We start from the raw sequence: 17,396 nt of genomic DNA on the forward strand, positions 1-17,396 counted from the left end.
CCGCTACCGTGACGGGGTGAGCACCGAGCCGACGACCGACCAGGTGAACCGGGCCGACCGGTTGACGCCCGCCGAGGTGACCGAGGTGCTCGCGCTGGCGCGCGCCGCCGGTGACACCGACGGGGCGGACCCGCTGGACGAGCACGTCCTGCTGCGGCTGCGCGACCCGGCCGCGCCCGCCACGCACCTCACCGCCCGTGCCGCCGACGGCACCCTGACCGGGTACGCCCACCTGGACACCACCGACGTGACCACCGGTACCGGGGTGGAGCTGGCGGTCCATCCGGCGTACCGGCGTCGGGGGGTCGGCCGGGCACTGGCCCGGGAGGTGCTCGCGGCGGCCGGTGGTCCGCTGCGGGCCTGGGCGCACGGTGACCACCCGTCGGCCGCCGCGCTCGCCGTGGACCTCGGCTTCACCCGCGCCCGGGTGCTCTGGCAGCTGCGCCGGTCGCTGGCCGCGCCGGTGGACCCGCCGCGGCTGCCGAACGGGGTGGCGCTGCGCGCCTTCCGGCCCGGCCTGGACGACGCCGCCTGGCTCGCGGTCAACGCCCGCGCCTTCGCCGACCATCCGGAGCAGGGCCGCTGGACCCGGGACGACCTGCGCACGCGCTTCGCCGAGCCGTGGTTCGACCCGGCCGGGTTCCTGCTCGCCGTGGAATCCGCAAGCGACCGGCTGCTCGGCTTCCACTGGACCAAGGTGCACGAGCGTCCCGGCTCGGCCCGTACCGGTGAGGTGTACGTGGTGGGCGTCGACCCGGCGGCGCACGGCGGCGGGCTGGGTCGGGCGCTGACCACCGCCGGCCTGGCGTACCTGCGGGACCGGCGCGGCCTGGACCGGGTGATGCTCTACGTCGACGAGTCCAACACCTCCGCCATGGCCCTCTACCGACGGCTCGACTTCGCCCCCTGGTCCGCCCACGTCAACTACCACCACCGGTGACCTCGGCACGGATCTGACGCCAGCGGCGGGCCTGCTCCGGGCCGAGCCAGTAGAAGGTGCCGGTCTCACCGTCCAGGGAGCTGGGGACGTACCGGTTCAGCGGCAGGCCGAGATCCCGGTAGCCGGGGTGGGACCGCAGCATCCGGCTCACCCCGGCCAGCGCGCCACCGAGCTGCTGTCGGGGCACCCGGATGGTGGCGCAGACCTCCTCGGCGGAGAGCCACTGCCCGGGTCGGGTGGCCAACAGGTCGAGCATCCGCAGCACGGTGCCGTGGCTCTTGGACCGGCCGCTGGCGAACCGCCGCAGGTCCGCGACCGGCCACTGCACGGACTCCGGCGGCTGGGGGCGGGGTTGCCGGGGCACCGGGCGCACCGCCTCGCCCCAGCCGTCCAGCTCGGCCAGGAGCGCCGCGACGTGCGGCAGGTACGCCGCCGGCACGGCGATGTGGACGAGTTCGGGGCCGGCCCCGTCAGGCATCGACCGGTCAGCCGAAACGGCCGGTGATGTAGTCCTCGGTCCGCTTGTCCCCCGGGTTGGTGAAGATCCGCGAGGTCTGGTCGAACTCGACCAGGCGGCCGTGGCGTACCTGCTTCTCGTCGACCTCGGCGGTGAAGAAGGCGGTGTAGTGGCTGACCCGGGCGGCCTGCTGCATGTTGTGCGTGACGATGACGATCGTGTACGACTTCGACAGCTCGTACATCAGGTCCTCGACCTTGCTGGTGGCGATCGGGTCCAGTGCCGAGCAGGGCTCGTCCATCAGGATCACGTCCGGCTTGACGGCGATCGTCCGGGCGATGCAGAGCCGCTGCTGCTGACCACCGCTGAGGGCCAGCCCGCTGCTCTTGAGCTTGTCCTTCACCTCGTCCCAGAGGGCGGCCCCGGTGAGCGCCTCCTCGACGTGGTCGTCGAGCTTGCCCTTGATCCCGTTGATCCGCAGCCCGTACGCCACGTTGTCGTAGATGGACTTGGGGAACGGGTTGGGCTTCTGGAAGACCATGCCGATCCGCCGCCGGACCTGGATCGGGTCCACGCCCTTGGCGTAGATGTCCTGCCCGTGGTAGCTGACCGTGCCGGTGACCCGGGCACCGGGGATCAGGTCGTTCATCCGGTTCAGCGAACGCAGGATCGTCGACTTGCCGCAGCCGGACGGGCCGATCATCGCGGTGATCTGGTTCTGCCGGATCGGCATCGAGGTGCCCCGGACCGCCTCGTAGCTGCCGTAGTGGACGCTGACGTCGGCCAGGTCCATCACGGTGGTGCTGCCGCCCGGGTTGTCCAGGCCGGCGTCCTGCCAGCCCGCCGAGGGTGCGCTGACGGAGACCGAGGGGTGCGAGGTGACGGTACCGGCGGGGGTGTTCGTGGTGGCCATGGTTCAGCGCTCCTTCAGGGCGAATCGGTTGGCGATGATTCGGGCGACGACCGTGAAGACGACCACGATCACGATCAGGGTCAGCGCCGCTCCCCAGGCCCGGTCCTGGGCGCCGACGAAGGGCTGACTGGCGTTGCGGAAGATCTGTGCCGGCAACGCGGTGTTGGAGCCGTCGAAGAGGTTGGTGTTGGTGGAGAAGACGATGCCGGTGACGATGACGATCGGCGCGGTCTCGCCGGCCGCGCGGGCCACCGCCAGCAGCGAACCGCTGGTGATGCCGGAGATCGCGGCGGGCAGCACCACGGTCAGGATGGTCCGCCACTTGCGGGCCCCCAGCGCCAGGCTGGCCTGGCGCAGCTCGTCGGGGACCAGCCGGAGCATCTCCTCGCTGCTGCGGATCACCACCGGCAGCATCAGGCAGGCCAGCGCCAGCGCCCCGGCGAAGCCGCTGAACTTGCCCACCACCAGCACCCAGGCGATGTAGATGAACAGCCCCATCACGATCGACGGGACACCGGTCATCACGTCGGCCATCAGCCGGATGATCCGGGCCAGCGGCTTCTGCTTGCCGTACTCGTTGAGGTAGATCGCGCCGAAGACGCCGAGCGGGATGGCCATCAGCGAGGCCGCGCCGGTGATCAGCAGGGTGCCGACGATGGCCGGGCCCATCCCCGGGCCCTCCCGGCGGTACGAGTTGGGGATGTCGGCATTGAGGAAGTCCAGGCTCATCACCCCGGCGCCCCGGCTCAGCACGGTCCACATCACCAGGCCCAGCGGGATGATCGCCAGGACCAGGGCGAGGTAGATGCCGCCGGAGGCGACGTGGTTGACGATCCGCCGTCGCAGCGACAGCGCGCCCCGGCTCAGGTCCGGCGCGCCCCGACCACGGTCGGTGGCGGGCGGCGTCGCGGTGGCGGTCACGCCACCCCTCCCCTCATCTTGGCCTCCGCCCGGCGGACGATCCGCTGGGCGACCAGGTTGATCAGCACGGTCATCGCGAAGAGCACCACGCCGAGCCCGATCAGGGCGGCGGTGAACGTGCCTGTCGACTCGCCGAACTGCTGCACGATCACGGCGGCCATGGTGTTGCCGGGCTCGAAGACGTTCGCGGAGATGTTGGTGGCCCCGCCGACGACCAGCGCGACGGCGATGGTCTCGCCCATCGCCCGGCCGAGGCCGAGCATCACCGCGCCGGTGATCCCGCCGAAGCTGTGCGGGAAGACCGCGCCCCGGATCATCTCCCAGCGGGTGGCACCGAGCGCCAGGGCGGCGTCCTTGTCGGCCTGCGGCACGGTGCCGAAGACCTCCCGGCAGATGGAGGTGATGATCGGGGTGACCATGATGGCCAGGATCAGCCCGGCGGTCATGAAGTTACGCCCGCTGGCCGCCTCACCGAAGACGCTGCCGAGCACCGGGATGCCGCCGAGCAGGTCGTGCGTGCCCCGGTAGAAGTCGACGAGCACGGGGGCGAGGACCAGCACCCCCCAGAGCCCGAAGACCACCGACGGTACGGCGGCCAGCAGGTCGATCACGGTGACCGCGGTGGTACGCAGCCGGCGCGGGGCCAGCTCGGTGATGAACAGCGCGATCCCGATGGAGACCGGGACGGCGATGATCAGCGCGATCAGGGAGGTGACCGCGGTGCCGTACATGAAGGAGAGCGCCCCGAAGACGGCCGCCCCCTCGGCGGGGTTCGGGTCCCAGGTGCTCTCGGTGACGTACCGCAGGCCCATCTCGGCGAAGGCCGGCCAGGCCTCCCGGACGGTGGTGATCAGGATGAGGGCGAGGATCGCCAGCACCAGCAGCCCGGTGCCGAGGGTCCACCAGGAGAAGGCACGGTCGGCCAGCAGCCCACCCCGCTGCGGGGCCAGGCTGGGCCGGGTCTCGGGTTTGCGCTCTGTCAGGGTCATCTCGTCTCCAGCGGTCCGGGGTCTCCAGCGGCTTGCCGAGCCGGGGTGGCTCCGGCTGGCCGGGCGGGGACGGGGCCTGGTCGGCCCCGCCCCCGTCCGGCATCGCCTCGGGCGATCTCGGTCCTGATCAGCTCTGGATCTTCTCGACCTGGGCCAGGGCCTTCTCCTTCAGCGACGCGGGCAGCGGCGCGAAGTCGACGTCCTTGGCCAGGTCCTGGCCGTCGTTGAGCAGGTACGTCACGAAGGCCTTGACCAGTTCGGCCTTCTTCGGGTCGTCGTAGCTGGTCTTGACCAGCAGGAAGGTCGGGGCGGTGATCGGGTACGCGTTGGCCCCGGCCGCGTCGAGCGGGTTGTAGCTCAGGTCCTCGGCGACCTGCGCGCCCTCCAGGCCGGCGGTGGTCCCCTCGATCGACGGCGCGACGTACTGGCCGTCCTTGTTCTTGATCGCGGCGAACGTCAGCTGGCTGGCCACGGCGTCGCTCAGGTCGACGTACCCGATGCCGCCGTCGGCCTGCTTGACGATCTGCGCCACGCCGGTGTTCTTCTCGCCGCCCTGGGTGTTGGACGGCCAGTTCACCGTGTCACCGCTGCCGAGCTTCCAGGTGTTCGGCGCGGCGGCGGCGAGGTACTTGGTGAAGTTGCTGGTGGTGCCGGAGCCGTCGGACCGGTGGGCCACCGTGATCGGGGTGGCCGGCAGGCTCACGCCGGGGTTGTCGGCGGCGATCGCCGCGTCGTTCCAGGTCCTGATCTCCGACTGGAAGATCTTGGCCAGGGTGTCCGGGCTGAGCTGGAGCTTGTCCACGCCCGACAGGTTGTAGCTGACGGTGATCGGCGCGGCGACGGTCGGCACGTAGAGGTAGCTGCCGGCGGCCGGGCCGTCAGTGTCCTTGACCAGGCTGTCGGTGCCGGCGAAATCGGTCAGGCCCTCACCGAACTGCTTCTTGCCGGTGCCGGAGCCGGTGGCGTTGTAGTTGATGGTGACGTTCGGCGCGGCCTCCTTGAAGGCCGTGATGACCTCCTGGTAGTACGCGTCGGGGAAGCTCGCGCCGGAGGCCTTCAGCTCACCGGAAAGGTCGGCGTAGTCGCCTCCGGCGTTGTTGCCGGCGCCCGGGGTGTCGCTGTCGCTGTCGCTGGTGCCACAGCCAGTGAGCGCGAGTGCGGCGAGCGCTACGCCGGCGAGGACGCGCCGCGAGAGCACGTTGCGGTTCACCTCAGAATTGCCTCTCTCTAGGGGTCGTCGGGTCTTCCTCGACCTGACGCCACCGACGCTAGGAGCGGCAGGTAGCCGGATTCCCGGCACTTGGTGAACCGCAGGTGAACAGGTCCCCCGGCCCAGGTGGCCGGCAACTGAGGACGAAATGTCAGGAACATGAACGTACTGACGCGTGTGCCCGGCCCGGCGCTCCCGGCTCTCCCGCCCGGCGCTCCCGGCTCTCCCGCCCGGCTCTCTCGCCCAGGTCTCCCGGCGCGGCGCGGGCCGCTCGTCGATACGGGACCTCGTGGATCGTTGCCTACGCTTGGGGGCATGAGCCGGTACACGCACCTGGCAGACTTCGACCAGTTGGCAGGAATGTTGGCGGTGGCCGGGCGGGAGCTGTGTCCGGTGATCCGGTCGGCGAGCCGGGCCCTGCTGGAGGCCGACGCCGAGGCCGCACGGGCGGTACGCGCCGAGGTCGCCGCCGCCCGCGGACTGCACGACCGGATCGAGAGCTGGGTGCCGGCGGTGCTGGCCCGCCGCCAACCGGTCGCCTCCGACCTGCGGCTGCTCGTGGCCGGGCTGCGGATGAACGGGGACATGCGCCGGATGGGGGTGCTCGCCGGGCACATCGCCGGGGTGGCCCTCAGCCGGTACCCGGACCCGGTCCTGCCGGCCCAGGTGCGCCCCACCTTCGTGGCGATGGCCGACGCGGCGGCCCGGCTTGCCGACAAGGCCGCCCTGGTGATGGCGACCCGGGACCGGGTGGACGCGATCCAGACCGGCCTGGACGACGACGAGCTGGACGCGCTGCAACGCTCGCTCTTCACCGTGCTCACCGACGACTGGCCGTACGGCATCCCCGCCGCCGTCGACGTGGCGATGCTCGGCCGCTACTACGAACGCTTCGCCGACCACGCCGTCGGGGTGGCCCGCCAGGTCGCCTACCTGATCGACGGCAACCGCTGAGCCAGCCGCAACACCTCCGCCGGCACCGCACCGCCGCGCAGTACGGCGGCGAGCACCGTACCCGCGAACGGCCGGGACCGCAGCTCGTCCGGGGCGGTCCGGTCCAGCTCGACAAGCGTCCGCCCGGCCGCCGGCACGTCACCGACCAGCAGGAACGCCCGCGCCACGTCGACCAGGTACGCGCCCCGGTGTTCGGCCGGCAACCGCCGCCACTCCGCCAGTAGGGCGGCGCGGTCGAGCAGCTCCTCGGCGCGGGACCGGTCACCGCAGTTGGCAGCGGCGAAGGCCCCCTCGACCAGCAGCGTTCCGCGTACCGACAGCTCGGCACCGGACGGTGACCAGAGTTCGGTGCCGGGCAGCGCGTCGGCGGCGGCCACCGTCGCGGCGAGCGCCAACCGGCCCCGGCCGAGGGCCCGCAGCGCCGCGCCGAGCGGGATCGCCGCGACGGCGGCGCGCAGGGGGTCACCGGCGGCCATCGTCATCGCCCGGTCGGCGGCCAACCAGGCCAACTCGGCCGCGCCGAGTTTCACCAGCACCGCCGCCGTCACCCGGTACACCTCCCCCGCCGGCTCGGCCCGGACCGGCCGGACCGTGTCCAGCAACGCCGGCAGCGTCCGCAACAGCTGCGGATAGTGCGCGTGCTGGTAGGCCAGCCAGGCGTGGGCCACCTGCCGGTCCAGCTCGGCGGCGGTCGGTGCCGGCCGAACGGCCGGAGCGCTGTCGTACCGGGCGAGCGCGGCGCGTACCTCCTCCACGCCGTCGGCGGCGGGAGTCACGGTCGGCGGCTCGGGGCGACCGAGCAGCAGCACCGGGTCGACCCGCAGCACCCGGCCCAGATCCTGGATGACCGAGTACCGGTCGAGGGTGCGGATCCCCCGCTCCACCTTGTCCACCCAGCTCTTCGACTTACCGAGCCGGTCGGCGAGCATCTGCTGGGTCAGCCGCCGCCGGATCCGCCACTGCGCCACCCGCCGCCCGATCGGCAACTCCCGCAGCTCACCCTCGATCACGCCGCCACCGCCTCGTCCATCGCCGGCCACCGGTTCGCCGGTCACCGGTAGAGGGCGTACCGGTCGCACCACCGGGTCTGCTCCGACTGCCAGCGCCGCAGCGCCTCCTTGACCTGGTACGCCTCACCGCGCGCCCGCTCGGCCGCCTCCTGCGCGGCGGCCAGCTCGCCCGCGACCCGGTCCACGAAGCGCCGCACCTCCGCCGGGTCCAACCCGCGTCGACCGAACCGGGTACGCCCGAAGCGCCACTGCCGCACCTGCGTCGGCAGCAGCGGTACGCAGTTCCGCGACCGGTACACGGCCCCGGTGGTCCCGGCGGCGCTGTCGGGCCGGCCAGGGGCGACACCCCGTCGATGCCGAGCGGGACGACGGCGGGTCAACCACCCGAGAACCTGTCTCACGTTTCCACCTTCCGAGACGTGTGGTGAAGGGCAGCTCCGGCCACGGAAGCTTCGGTTCTCGTAGCCGGAGCGCCTACTTTGAGTCCTCATTGGTTTGCCGACCGTGAGGACTGGAACCAACCTGCCATGGCTATCTATTGCTAGTCAAGCTCTCTCCATGGATGGTTCACTCTCACTGCCGACCGTGAGAGGAACAACCAGTGCCACCGCAGTACGCCTACCAACGCGTTGCCGACGACCTGACTCGACGGATCGAATCCGGGGAGTTCCCGCCCGGGTCCCGACTGCCCAGCCGGGCTGAGCTGTGCACGGAGTACGAGGTCTCCAGCTTCGTCGCCGACCGGGTCTTCCTCATCCTCAAGATGAACGGGCTCACCGAGTCGCTGCCCGGTGCCGGGGTGTACGTCAAGGAGAGCAGCCAGCCTGCGGGCTGAGCCCGACCCGACACCCCTGAGGAGGCACCGGCCGTGGACCTGGTTGCCCTGTCGGACATCGCGAGGATGCTTGGCGACCCGTCTCGGACCCGAACGACCGAGATCACGAACCGGAAGGGCTTCCCCGACCCGGTGGCGACGGTGGCCAACGGGCGGTTGCGCATCTGGCGGCGAGCCGACGTCGACCGCTGGATCCGGGAGCACCGACCCCACCAGGCGGACTGACCGATGCCCGGTGCCGGGGTCTTGTCAGGAAGTGAGCCCGGCTGGCATCGACGTACCCACCGCCTATCGTCCGACCATGGGCCATCGAAGAAGAAGACTGTACGGCGCACAGGAGCTTCGTGAGCGCCTGGGTGTCTCTCGCACCCGCGTACTCCAACTCGTCGCACGACCCGACTTTCCAGCACCGTACGAACGCTTGACCGGTGGGGCGATCTGGTTGACGGAAGACGTGGAACGCTGGATCGCCGAGCACCAGCCGTGGAAACTCGACGAGAACCCCGACGAAGAACCGTGAGCCCGAAGGACGTAGGCATCACAGGCAGCCTCAGCCGTCATCGTCGGAGGTCGGCCAGAGCTGCCGCTCGATGATCTCCCGAGCCCGCTCGTCCTCGGCTTCCAGCCGCCGCTTCCGGGACTGCTCTTCGCTCGTCCGCCGAGGTGCCTGCCGACCTTCCCGGTCGTCAGTACCACCGTGCTCATCCATGCCGAGCCACCCTTCTCCAACCCACGGCGAAAGTGTGACTACCCTCGGTTAGTCAACTCCACTATGGGGGTTGACTACCGGGCGCCTGAGATGGTCGTCGACGTGCCTCGTCATCCACTGCTGCGCGTGATGGGTGCCGCTGAGATCGCGGAGTACCTCGGCGTGTCCCGGCAGTGGGTGGAGGTGCTCAGCAAGCGCCGGGACTTCCCCGAACCGTCGGCGACGCTGAAGGCCGGTCGCATCTGGCGTACCGAGGACATCGAGCAGTGGGCGGCCGAACACCGCCCCCAACCCGAGCCCGACGAGTCCTCCTAGCCAAACCCGTCATACCGAACCACCAGAAGGGCGCTGTCCGAGTCAGCCGGTCTTCCGGCAAATCAGGTCGGTGGTGGAAGCTCACCAGGTGACGTCAGCCCATTCTCTTCGGCCCACCTGGCGAAACCGCCCGGACCGAATGGCAACCGGTACGAGTTCTCCAAGAGGTCGTCGGCGACCGCTGAGACCAGCGGCACCGTGAGCAGCTTTTGGCGTATCGCGTCACATAACAGTCCCAGCGTGCGGCGGATCTCAACTTTCCGACTCTTGGCAGCGTTCACCGCCACCCGGTCGTCGACAACGGCCACCGCGCCGGACAGCGTCTCGGCCAATGCCAGCACGCCACATTCACCTATGTTCCGCCCGTCGGATCCGACGAGGCGCCGTTCGTAGTAGGTGAATGCGGTCAACTGATCCGTACTGTTGAGCGGGACGACCTCGATCCAGTCGGCGTCCAGGACGCTTGACAAGTACCCGTGTTGCACGACGCCGTTTCGCAACTCGGCTTCGACGACATCGGGAATCACCACCCGTGCGTCTCGAAGCACGACCTTGAGTATGTTGAGCCACTGGCTCTTGGCGAAGTGGCTCAGTGGACCGGTGTCGAGAACATAGACGGGGCGGTCGTCGGTCACGAGGTGACGGCCCAGATCTCGGCGTCGGACAGCGGCGGCCGGTCGGGCAGCGCGTCCTCGTCGAAGGTGCCCAGCAGCAGGCTGAGTGCGCGGTCGACAGTCACGGTCTCACTTCGATACAGCCGCAGGACTGCTTGCTCATAACTCCGGGGCAGCGCCACGGGCTCCAACTCGCGGGCGACGACCAGGTTCTTCTCGACGATGTCGGCCTTCTTCGTGCGAGCCTGCCGGACGTTGTTGGCCTGCGCCCCGTCGACGAGACCGAGTTCCTCCAGCCGTCGGGCGAGGGTCGCCATGTCCACCTGATAGTGGCTCCCAGCGCGGACCGCCGCATCCCGCAACGTCTCGTCGGCGTTGTCGGTCCAATGCGCCCATCGCCCTCGGAGATCACTCTCGGGGAGAAGAAGGGCGCGGGCGAAGCGATCCAGGCGGGCCTCCAGCGCGTCGGCCTCGGCCGTGGCCACCCGCCAGTCCGTGGTGTACGGGTCCGCGATCAGGTAGTGGCCCAGCTCGTGAGCGAGCGCGAGCCGACGTCGACCGACCCGCAGATCGCCGTTGACGACACTCACCCCGCCGGTTCGCAGGAGCACAGTTCCCGCGTCGGCTCCCTCACCCAACGGCACCGCGAAGGGCAGCAACCCCACCTCGGTGACCAGCTGGGACAGCTTCTGCGCGGGCTCATCGGAGCCGAGCTTCAGCAGCGTACGCGCCCGGACGGCCAACTCGTCCGCAGCCGCCATCGAGGTGGGCGTCGGCAGTGCCGCCGGCTGCGCCGCGACGAGTTCGGGCACCTCGCCGGCGACGAACTCGACGTCCCGGGCGAGCCGGTCCAACTCGTCGTCGACAGACTGGGTGGCCAGTCCAGACCTGCCGGCACGGTAGGAGACGATAGCGGGCGGCCCTGGGTCGACGAACCACTCCACGCGACGCCGCAGTTCCCTGGCGATTCCGACCAATTCGACTGCGGACACTCCCCGCATCCCGTTCTCGATCTTCGCAAGCGCGCTCCGGGCCAGGCCAACGGCCGCAGCCAGCTGAGCCTGGGTCAGCCCGGACTCTGCCCGTGCCTCCGCGATCCGCTCCCCCAACCCCATGTGTTCGATTCTAGAACATCACCTCGGCTCTGGGTCAGTCGACTGCTCACGAATCCATTCGGGCCACGCCGAACGTGAAGCCGCATGGGGCGAACCGGAACCGGTCCGCGTACGTAGAGCGAGCGGGAAGTAGACCAGCGGTGAGGGAGAACGGGCTGTGCCTGGGGAGAACGAGTCGTCGAGCGAGGAAGATCGGATCAGGCGTGACCTCGGCAGGTTGCGGGAAGTGCTCGCCGATGACGTCCGGCGGGACTTCGACGGGTTGCCGGCGGACGTCCGCCGGGAGGCGGTGCAGATGCGGCACGTCGTGGCAGCCCTCGACGCACTCGACAAGCACACTCACGATGTGAGCGTGGACCCCCGCGATTTCCGATATTCGCCTCACGATCTGCTCCGCGCACGGTTCCAGCGCACCGCCGCGCCGGAACTGTTCCGGCACCAGCACCGGGAGCTGAACCGGTACGTACGGGAGTGCATCGACGCCATGACCGGCGCACAGCCCGGACCCGCCACGCCGCCTCCGACGACGACGGCGGCCACCGCCGAGTACGCCGCACTGAGCATCGCACCGGCAAGCCGGGACGGTCGGCAGCCGCCGGTCAGCCCACCGCCGGGCTTCGAGGGTGTCCCCCGGCAGCAGCGCTCCGATCAGGGTCGGGACCACCGACCGGGGGCCCGCCGAAGCGGGCCCTGAGGCCGGTCTCCGAGGTGGTGGCGGCGCTCAGTCGAGCAGGAAGCGGGGCGTCTCGCCGTCCAGGTCGACCAGGCGGGGCATGACCGGGGTGGCCGGGTCGCGACCGGCTGCGGCGCGTACCAAATGGGGTAGGTCTGCCGACGCCGCGACCTCAGCGAGCGTCACCCGGGTCGGGGGGAGCATGGTCAGCTCCCCGGCGTCGGCCCGGCGGACCGCCTCGGCCGGCGGCAACCACAGCGTGTGGTCGGCCTCACCGGAGACGTCCCGGGTCCGCTGTCCCGGCGGCAACAACGCCACGAAGAAGTACGTGTCGAAGCGGCGCGGCTCGAACTCCGGGGTGACCCACCGGCTCCACGGCAGCAGCAGGTCCGACCGGAGCGTCAGGCCCCGACCGCGCAGGAACTCGGCGAACCCGGTACGACGCTGCTCCAGGGCGACCCGGTCGGCCTCCCAGTCGTCCCCACTGACGTCACCGACCACGGCGGCCGGCGCACCACCGACCAGCCCCGCCCCGACAGCCCGCGCACCACCGACCAGCCCGGCACCGTCGACCGGCGTGCCGGTGACAGCGCTGGTCGGGGTCGGGCCGGCGAGCAGGACCCCCGCCTCCTCGAAGACCTCCCGGGCGGCGGCGCAGACCACCGCACGGGCCGCCTCGGCGGGCAGCGCCAGCCGTCGACCCCACTGTTCGGGGGTGGGGCCAGCCCAGCCGGGATGCGTCTGCGCGTCCGACGGGTCGACGCCGCCGCCGGGGAAGGCGTACATCCCGCCGAAGGTCATCGCGGCGACCCGGCGGATCAGGTACACCTCGAAACCGGCGACGGCCTCCCGCAGCAGCAGCACCGTCGCGGCGACCCGGGGTACGGCCGGCACGCCCCCCTCGGCACGGAACCGCCGCGCGTGCTCGATCAGCCTCGCCGGGGCGGCGAAGCTCAGCGGCGGGCCGGCGGAGCTGTCACGATCGGAGATCATGACGCGAGCCTAAAGGCCGGCAGTCCCCCACCCACCAAGCGTCCCCCACCCGCCGACGCGGGACCCCAAGTGAATCTTGGACACTTACCGTTCTATTTGGACGGTAAGTGTCCAAGATCTAGACCCGATCGGGTACGGAGCGAGTGCGGCGGGGGGTGCGACGAGGCAGCCATGCCGCAAAAGGGGCAAGTCGCTGCTAGGGGGTTCGGTTCTGCGGGCAGATCCTTCTCGGTGCCGCTGGGAGCGCTACCGTGACCTGGGCTAGCGTCGCGGCATGACACGTTGGGGCATTCTCGCCACCGGAAACATCGCCGCCCGCTTCGCCGCCGACCTGAAACTGGTGCCGGGGGCCGAACTGGTCGCGGTCGGCTCGCGCAGCACCGCCAGCGCCGAGACCTTCGCGCGGACGCACGACATCGGGCGGGCGTACGGCTCCTGGGCCGAACTCGCCGCGGACGACGACCTGGACGTGGTGTACGTCGCCACCCCGCACTCCGCCCACCACGAGGCCACCACGATCTGTCTCGACGCGGGCCGGGCGGTGCTGGTGGAGAAGCCGTTCACCCTCGACCTGGCCGACAGCACCGAGCTGGTCGAGACCGCCCGCGCCAAGGGGATCTTCCTCATGGAGGCGATGTGGATGCGCTGCAATCCGGTCGTACGCCGAGTGTGTGAGCTGGTCGCCGACGGCGCGATCGGGGAGCTGACCACCGTGCGGGCCGATTTCGGGGTCGCCGGGCCGTTCCCGCCGGAGAGCCGGATGCGGGCCCGGGCCCTCGGTGGTGGGGCCCTGCTCGACCTGGGGGTGTACCCGGTGAGCCTGGCGCACCTGCTGCTCGGCGTGCCGCAGCACATCCGTTCCTGGGCGAAGATCAGCCCGGAGGGGGTGGACGAGAACACCGGCATCGTCTTCGGCTACGACAACGGCGCGGTCGCCACGCTGGGCTGCGGCATCCTCGGACACACCCCGGCGAACGCGGTGATCGGCGGGACCACCGGCCGGATCGAGCTGGCCGACCCGTTCTTCCGGCCCGGCACGGTGACCGTGCACCGGGCCGGGGCCGAGCCGGAGACCATCGTCGCCGAGCACGTCGGGTCGGGCTACCAGGACGAGGCGGCCGAGGTGCAGCGCTGCCTCGCCGAAGGGCTGACCGAGAGCCCACTGGTCCCGCACTCGACCACGCTGGAGGTGATGGGCCTGCTGGACACCGTCCGCGCCCAGATCGGCGTCACCTACCGCTGACCACCCCACCCCCAGGCTGACCACCGCCCGGGCAGACCACCGTAAGGAAGGGCCCCTTGTTAACGGGCCGGCGTGAGAGGGGAACCCCTCTCTACCGAAAGCGTTAACAAGGGGCCCTTCCTTACACCCGTCAGCTGAAGAGGGGGCGGACGGCGAAGTACATCAGGGCGCCGATGCTGCCGGCGGCCGGGAAGGTGAGGATCCAGGCGCCGACGATGTTGCCGGCCACGCCCCACCGGACGGCGGAGAGCCGCTTGGTGGCGCCCACGCCCATGATGGCCGAGGTGATGGTGTGGGTGGTGGAGATCGGTGCGCCGAGCACCAGGGCGTTGAAGTAGAGCACGCCGCTGGCGACGGTCTCGGCGGCGAAGCCCTCCGGCGGACGCAGGTCGATGATCTTGCGGCCGAGGGTCCGGATGATCCGCCACCCACCGGCGTACGTGCCGGCGGCCAGCACCGCCGCCGAGGTCCAGAACGCCCACTCGGGGATGTGACTCGGGTCGTCCTGGTACCCGCCGACGAAGAGGGCGAGCACCACGATGCCGATGGTCTTGGCGGCGTCCTGCATGCCGTGGCCTACCGACATCGCGGCGGCCGAGGCGGTCTGCGCCCAGCGGAAGCCGCGGTTCAGCTTGGCCGGCTGCCCCTTCCGGAAGATCCACAGGACGGCGATCATCGCGATGTAGCCGAGCACGAAGCCGACCATCGGGGAGAGCACCATCGGGATGATGACGTCCCGGCCGATGCCGTCCCAGAGGACCGTGCCGGAGGCGGCGATGGTGGCCCCGACCAGGCCGCCGATCAGCGCGTGCGAGGAGGACGAGGGCAAGCCGAAGTACCAGGTGATCAGGTTCCAGACGATCGCGCCGATCACCCCGGCGAAGACGATGCCGAGGCTGGCCCGGCCGGTGGGGAGGCTGACCAGCCCGCTACCGACGGTCTTGGCCACCTCCGCGCCGAAGTGCGCGCCGATGAAGTTGCCGACCGCGGCCATGGCCAGTGCGACCCGGGGGGTGAGCGCCCGGGTGGAGATGCTTGTCGCGATCGCGTTGGCGGCGTCGTGGAAGCCGTTGGTGTAGTCGAACACCAGGGCCACCCCGATCACCGCCAGCACGGCGATGAGTTCGGGACTCACGGGGCTCAGGACTCCTTGACCGCGATGGTCTCGACGGTGTTCGCCACGTGCTCGAAGGCGTCGCAGGCGGCCTCCAGCTCGTCGGCGACCTCCTTCATCTTGAGCACCGTCAGCGCGTCGTACTCGCCGGAGAAGAGCCGGACCAACAGCATCCGGTACGCCTGGTCACCCTCGTTCTCCAGCCGGTTGCACTCGATCCAGTAGTCCTCCAGGTCCTTCATCGCCTTCAGCCGCGGCATCGCGTCGGCGGTCAGCTTCGCCTGCTGGTCGAGGACGTTCACCAGCTCGTGCATCTCCCGGGGCAGCGAGGGCAGCTGGGTGAGGCCGTAGAGGTAGAGCAGGTTGCCGACCGCCTCCAGGTGGTCCATCACGTCGTCGAGCAGCGACCCGAGGCGGTAGATGTCCTCCCGGTCGAACGGGGTGACGAACGTCGAGTTGATCTTCTTGTAGAGGTCGTGGGTGATCTGGTCGCTGTCGTGCTCGACCTCGGTGAGCCGCTCGCTCACCGACTGCACCTCCACCCCCGGCAGGGCCAGCTCGTTGAGCAGCTCGGTGCCCTTCACCAGGTTCTGCGCCGCCCTGGTGAAGAGCTCGTAGAAGGCGCCCTCGTTCGGGCGGAAGGAAAACTTCACAGCACGGACCTCGTCGTGTCGGGTGATAGGGGTGGCCGGCGTCCGCAGGGGTGCCTGCAAGTGGAGATGCTAGGAGGCCACCGATCGAGGTCTACGCCGGCCCACCCCTGATCAGACGCCATTCATTGGCCGTTCACCTGCCGTTCATCTAGGCTGCGGAGCCGCCGCCAGCTCCCCCGCCAGCCGCTGGCGTTCCCGGGCCACGTCGAAGTCCGCCGCCGGATACCCCAGGGGCAGCTCCGCGAACGTCTCCCGGAGCAGGTGGGCCACCGCCCAGTCCCGGTACCACTTGCGGTCCGCCGGCACCACGAACCAGGGTGCGGCCTCCGTGCCGCACCGGCGCAACGCCTCGGCGTACGCGGCCTGGTAGTCGTCCCAGCGGGCCCGGGCGTCGACGTCGGCCGGCTGGTACTTCCAGTGCTTGCGCGGGTCGGTCAGCCGCTGCATGAGCCGCTCACCCTGCTCGGCGTGGGAGATGTGCAGCATCACCTTCACGATGCTCACCCCGTCGGCGGCCAGCTCCCGCTCGAAGGCGTTGATCTCGTCGTACCGGGTCCGCCAGGTCGCCTCGTCGACAAGCGACTCCACCCGGGCGATCAGCACGTCCTCGTAGTGTGACCGGTTGAACACCCCGACGTACCCGGGCGGCGGCAGCGCCCGGCGGATGCGCCAGAGGAAGTCGTGCCGCAGCTCCTCGTCGGTAGGTGCCCCGAAGGACCGGATGTGCAGGCCGAGCGGGTTCATCGCGCCGGCGACCCGCTTGATCGTGCCGTCCTTGCCGCCGCAGTCCATCGCCTGCAACACCAGCAGCACCCGCCGGCCCGGACCGGCCTCGGCCGGCAGCCCGGCGGTCCGCGCCTGGGCAGCCGCCGTGGCGAAGAGCATCTCCTGCTGCCGGGCCAGCTCCGCGCCGACCTGCCGGACCTGCCCGCGGGCCCACCCCTTGCGGTCCGCGCCGGTCACCGCCACGCCGGGCAGCCCGGGGGTGGACCGGGCGTCGATCGTGGCGAGGTCCACCGGCGTCGCGGCCGGTGCGACCCGCAGCAGCTCACGCATGCTCGCGCCGACAGGGGGCAGGATCTGCGATCCGACAGGTGCGCTCATCCTGCGATCATGACCCACCGTCGCACCCCCGGCGACCGGTGCGGGCGAAGGCGGGGCCGGCGGGCCTCAGACCACCAGGGCCAACCATTTCCGGTACGCCGTGGCGAACGGCTCGGTGCCGTCGCCGAGCGCGCCGAGCAGCCACCGCGCCGCCGCCTCGGCCTCGGTCACCAGGTCGTCGGGGTAGCCGAAGCGCTCCCGGTGCTCGGCGAACTCGTCCTCGTCGCGCAACTCGACCAGCCCGGTGCTCCGCCGGCGCACCACGTCGAGGTCCAGGTCGACCAGGTGGACGGTGTGGTCGGCCTCCCAGCGGGCCGGGGTGGCGATGTCGCAGTAGACCTCGCTGGTGCGCGGCTGCGGGTTGAACATCCCGGTCCACCAGGCGTGGTGGGGCACCAACAGGACGAACGGGATCTGCTCGACGGAGGGGCGGCCGTGGTAGATCGACTCGGTGCCGGCGGTCACGCCCACCCAGACGCCGAGGTCGTCCTCGGCCAGCCGGCGGGCCGGGTAGTCCCGGTGCATGGTGCCGTCGTACTTGCGGTAGATCACACGGACGACGTCACTCGGCATGAGTCCCCACCCTAGCCGATAACCACCCAGGAGTCGCTTGCCGAAAACAACCGGACAGTGC

General features: G+C 70.7%; 22 protein-coding genes. 7 read left to right on the plus strand and 15 right to left on the minus strand.

The features are described from left to right. Window positions 1–16 precede the first annotated feature (16 nt). The gene (mshD, locus tag ACN28G_RS23195; protein ID WP_091444593.1) at window positions 17–940 is read left to right on the plus strand and encodes a mycothiol synthase; all 924 of its coding nucleotides are present in this window, start codon (window positions 17–19) and stop codon (window positions 938–940) included. Here the strand turns inward: mshD and ACN28G_RS23200 are convergent. From ACN28G_RS23200 to pstS, 5 genes are all read right to left on the minus strand, one after another. Continuing rightward, entirely contained in the window at window positions 921–1,418 is a 498-nt protein-coding gene (locus ACN28G_RS23200) for a hypothetical protein (protein ID WP_091444597.1), read from the minus strand. The genes mshD and ACN28G_RS23200 overlap by 20 nt on opposite strands. A 7-nt stretch (window positions 1,419–1,425) precedes the next feature. After that, a complete protein-coding gene (gene pstB / locus ACN28G_RS23205) occupies window positions 1,426–2,310 on the minus strand; it encodes a phosphate ABC transporter ATP-binding protein PstB (RefSeq protein ID WP_091444600.1) in 885 nt (294 codons plus the stop codon). A 3-nt stretch (window positions 2,311–2,313) separates the two neighbouring features. Further along, the gene (pstA, locus tag ACN28G_RS23210; RefSeq protein WP_091444604.1) at window positions 2,314–3,231 is read right to left on the minus strand and encodes a phosphate ABC transporter permease PstA; all 918 of its coding nucleotides are present in this window, start codon (window positions 3,229–3,231) and stop codon (window positions 2,314–2,316) included. Continuing rightward, on the minus strand, window positions 3,228–4,220 hold the full coding sequence (pstC, locus tag ACN28G_RS23215; RefSeq protein WP_091444608.1) for a phosphate ABC transporter permease subunit PstC: 993 nt from the start codon (window positions 4,218–4,220) through the stop codon (window positions 3,228–3,230). The genes pstA and pstC overlap by 4 nt, the downstream gene beginning before the upstream one ends. A gap of 127 nt (window positions 4,221–4,347) precedes the next feature. Then, the gene (gene pstS / locus ACN28G_RS23220; protein ID WP_229688435.1) at window positions 4,348–5,418 is read right to left on the minus strand and encodes a phosphate ABC transporter substrate-binding protein PstS; all 1,071 of its coding nucleotides are present in this window, start codon (window positions 5,416–5,418) and stop codon (window positions 4,348–4,350) included. A gap of 327 nt (window positions 5,419–5,745) precedes the next feature. On the opposite strand from pstS, the gene ACN28G_RS23225 reads away from it, so the two are divergent. Beyond that, window positions 5,746–6,384, plus strand: a complete 639-nt coding sequence (locus ACN28G_RS23225; protein ID WP_091444615.1) for a phosphate signaling complex PhoU family protein — start codon at window positions 5,746–5,748, stop codon at window positions 6,382–6,384. On the opposite strand, the gene ACN28G_RS23230 is transcribed toward ACN28G_RS23225, so the two are convergent. Further along, window positions 6,360–7,439: a helix-turn-helix domain-containing protein gene (locus ACN28G_RS23230; RefSeq protein ID WP_229688436.1), complete on the minus strand. Its 1,080-nt coding sequence runs from the start codon at window positions 7,437–7,439 to the stop codon at window positions 6,360–6,362. The genes ACN28G_RS23225 and ACN28G_RS23230 overlap by 25 nt on opposite strands. Further along, window positions 7,436–7,774 carry a DivIVA domain-containing protein gene (locus tag ACN28G_RS23235; protein ID WP_373868370.1) on the minus strand — a complete coding sequence of 113 codons (339 nt, stop codon included), beginning with the start codon at window positions 7,772–7,774 and terminating at the stop codon, window positions 7,436–7,438. The genes ACN28G_RS23230 and ACN28G_RS23235 overlap by 4 nt, the downstream gene beginning before the upstream one ends. A gap of 221 nt (window positions 7,775–7,995) precedes the next feature. Between ACN28G_RS23235 and ACN28G_RS23240 the strand changes: the two genes are divergently transcribed. Both ACN28G_RS23240 and ACN28G_RS23245 read left to right on the plus strand, forming a co-directional pair. Next, a complete protein-coding gene (locus tag ACN28G_RS23240; protein WP_091444620.1) occupies window positions 7,996–8,229 on the plus strand; it encodes a winged helix-turn-helix domain-containing protein in 234 nt (77 codons plus the stop codon). A gap of 33 nt (window positions 8,230–8,262) precedes the next feature. Then, entirely contained in the window at window positions 8,263–8,454 is a 192-nt protein-coding gene (locus tag ACN28G_RS23245; RefSeq protein ID WP_421480322.1) for a hypothetical protein, read from the plus strand. Window positions 8,455–8,779: 325 nt separating this feature from the next. On the opposite strand, the gene ACN28G_RS23250 is transcribed toward ACN28G_RS23245, so the two are convergent. Next, the gene (locus ACN28G_RS23250) at window positions 8,780–8,938 is read right to left on the minus strand and encodes a hypothetical protein (RefSeq protein WP_175440664.1); all 159 of its coding nucleotides are present in this window, start codon (window positions 8,936–8,938) and stop codon (window positions 8,780–8,782) included. A gap of 102 nt (window positions 8,939–9,040) precedes the next feature. On the opposite strand from ACN28G_RS23250, the gene ACN28G_RS23255 reads away from it, so the two are divergent. After that, window positions 9,041–9,253: a helix-turn-helix transcriptional regulator gene (locus ACN28G_RS23255; protein ID WP_229688438.1), complete on the plus strand. Its 213-nt coding sequence runs from the start codon at window positions 9,041–9,043 to the stop codon at window positions 9,251–9,253. A gap of 62 nt (window positions 9,254–9,315) precedes the next feature. On the opposite strand, the gene ACN28G_RS23260 is transcribed toward ACN28G_RS23255, so the two are convergent. Both ACN28G_RS23260 and ACN28G_RS23265 read right to left on the minus strand, forming a co-directional pair. Next, window positions 9,316–9,888 (minus strand): hypothetical protein, encoded by a 573-nt coding sequence (locus ACN28G_RS23260; protein WP_091444626.1) that lies wholly within the window; start codon window positions 9,886–9,888, stop codon window positions 9,316–9,318. Further along, a complete protein-coding gene (locus ACN28G_RS23265; protein ID WP_091444629.1) occupies window positions 9,885–10,982 on the minus strand; it encodes a helix-turn-helix domain-containing protein in 1,098 nt (365 codons plus the stop codon). The genes ACN28G_RS23260 and ACN28G_RS23265 overlap by 4 nt, the downstream gene beginning before the upstream one ends. Before the next feature lie 157 nt (window positions 10,983–11,139). Here ACN28G_RS23265 and ACN28G_RS23270 point away from each other — a divergent pair, with 157 nt between their 5' ends. After that, entirely contained in the window at window positions 11,140–11,676 is a 537-nt protein-coding gene (locus ACN28G_RS23270) for a hypothetical protein (protein ID WP_421480323.1), read from the plus strand. 27 nt (window positions 11,677–11,703) lie between these two features. On the opposite strand, the gene ACN28G_RS23275 is transcribed toward ACN28G_RS23270, so the two are convergent. Continuing rightward, window positions 11,704–12,648 carry an NUDIX hydrolase gene (locus ACN28G_RS23275; protein ID WP_421480324.1) on the minus strand — a complete coding sequence of 315 codons (945 nt, stop codon included), beginning with the start codon at window positions 12,646–12,648 and terminating at the stop codon, window positions 11,704–11,706. A 274-nt stretch (window positions 12,649–12,922) separates the two neighbouring features. Here ACN28G_RS23275 and ACN28G_RS23280 point away from each other — a divergent pair, with 274 nt between their 5' ends. Next, window positions 12,923–13,891 carry a Gfo/Idh/MocA family protein gene (locus ACN28G_RS23280; protein ID WP_421480325.1) on the plus strand — a complete coding sequence of 323 codons (969 nt, stop codon included), beginning with the start codon at window positions 12,923–12,925 and terminating at the stop codon, window positions 13,889–13,891. Between the two features lie 130 nt (window positions 13,892–14,021). On the opposite strand, the gene ACN28G_RS23285 is transcribed toward ACN28G_RS23280, so the two are convergent. The 4 genes from ACN28G_RS23285 to ACN28G_RS23300 all read right to left on the minus strand — a co-directional run bounded on the left by ACN28G_RS23285 (window position 14,022) and on the right by ACN28G_RS23300 (window position 17,335). After that, the gene (locus ACN28G_RS23285) at window positions 14,022–15,026 is read right to left on the minus strand and encodes an inorganic phosphate transporter (RefSeq protein WP_091444641.1); all 1,005 of its coding nucleotides are present in this window, start codon (window positions 15,024–15,026) and stop codon (window positions 14,022–14,024) included. Between the two features lie 5 nt (window positions 15,027–15,031). Then, on the minus strand, window positions 15,032–15,658 hold the full coding sequence (locus ACN28G_RS23290) for a DUF47 domain-containing protein (protein ID WP_091444644.1): 627 nt from the start codon (window positions 15,656–15,658) through the stop codon (window positions 15,032–15,034). Window positions 15,659–15,802: 144 nt separating this feature from the next. Beyond that, window positions 15,803–16,762, minus strand: a complete 960-nt coding sequence (locus ACN28G_RS23295; RefSeq protein ID WP_229688439.1) for a PPK2 family polyphosphate kinase — start codon at window positions 16,760–16,762, stop codon at window positions 15,803–15,805. A 66-nt stretch (window positions 16,763–16,828) separates the two neighbouring features. After that, complete coding sequence (locus tag ACN28G_RS23300; protein WP_091444651.1) at window positions 16,829–17,335, minus strand: DUF402 domain-containing protein; 507 nt, start codon at window positions 17,333–17,335, stop codon at window positions 16,829–16,831. Between the last annotated feature and the right edge of the window lie 61 nt (window positions 17,336–17,396).

It is taken from the genome of Micromonospora sp. WMMA1923, assembly GCF_049179195.1.
GTDB lineage: Bacteria > Actinomycetota > Actinomycetes > Mycobacteriales > Micromonosporaceae > Micromonospora > Micromonospora yangpuensis.

Bases quoted from the DNA above. Each gene is read 5' to 3' on its own strand.
- ACN28G_RS23200 (WP_091444597.1), bottom strand. From the start codon at position 1,418: ATGCCTGACGGGGCCGGCCCCGAACTCGTCCACATCGCCGTGCCGGCG.
- pstB (WP_091444600.1), bottom strand. From the start codon at position 2,310: ATGGCCACCACGAACACCCCCGCCGGTACCGTCACCTCGCACCCCTCG.
- pstC (WP_091444608.1), bottom strand. From the start codon at position 4,220: ATGACCCTGACAGAGCGCAAACCCGAGACCCGGCCCAGCCTGGCCCCG.
- ACN28G_RS23225 (WP_091444615.1), top strand. From the start codon at position 5,746: ATGAGCCGGTACACGCACCTGGCAGACTTCGACCAGTTGGCAGGAATG.
- ACN28G_RS23250 (WP_175440664.1), bottom strand. From the start codon at position 8,938: ATGGATGAGCACGGTGGTACTGACGACCGGGAAGGTCGGCAGGCACCT.
- ACN28G_RS23265 (WP_091444629.1), bottom strand. From the start codon at position 10,982: ATGGGGTTGGGGGAGCGGATCGCGGAGGCACGGGCAGAGTCCGGGCTG.
- ACN28G_RS23275 (WP_421480324.1), bottom strand. From the start codon at position 12,648: ATGATCTCCGATCGTGACAGCTCCGCCGGCCCGCCGCTGAGCTTCGCC.
- ACN28G_RS23280 (WP_421480325.1), top strand. From the start codon at position 12,923: ATGACACGTTGGGGCATTCTCGCCACCGGAAACATCGCCGCCCGCTTC.
- ACN28G_RS23295 (WP_229688439.1), bottom strand. From the start codon at position 16,762: ATGAGCGCACCTGTCGGATCGCAGATCCTGCCCCCTGTCGGCGCGAGC.
- ACN28G_RS23300 (WP_091444651.1), bottom strand. From the start codon at position 17,335: ATGCCGAGTGACGTCGTCCGTGTGATCTACCGCAAGTACGACGGCACC.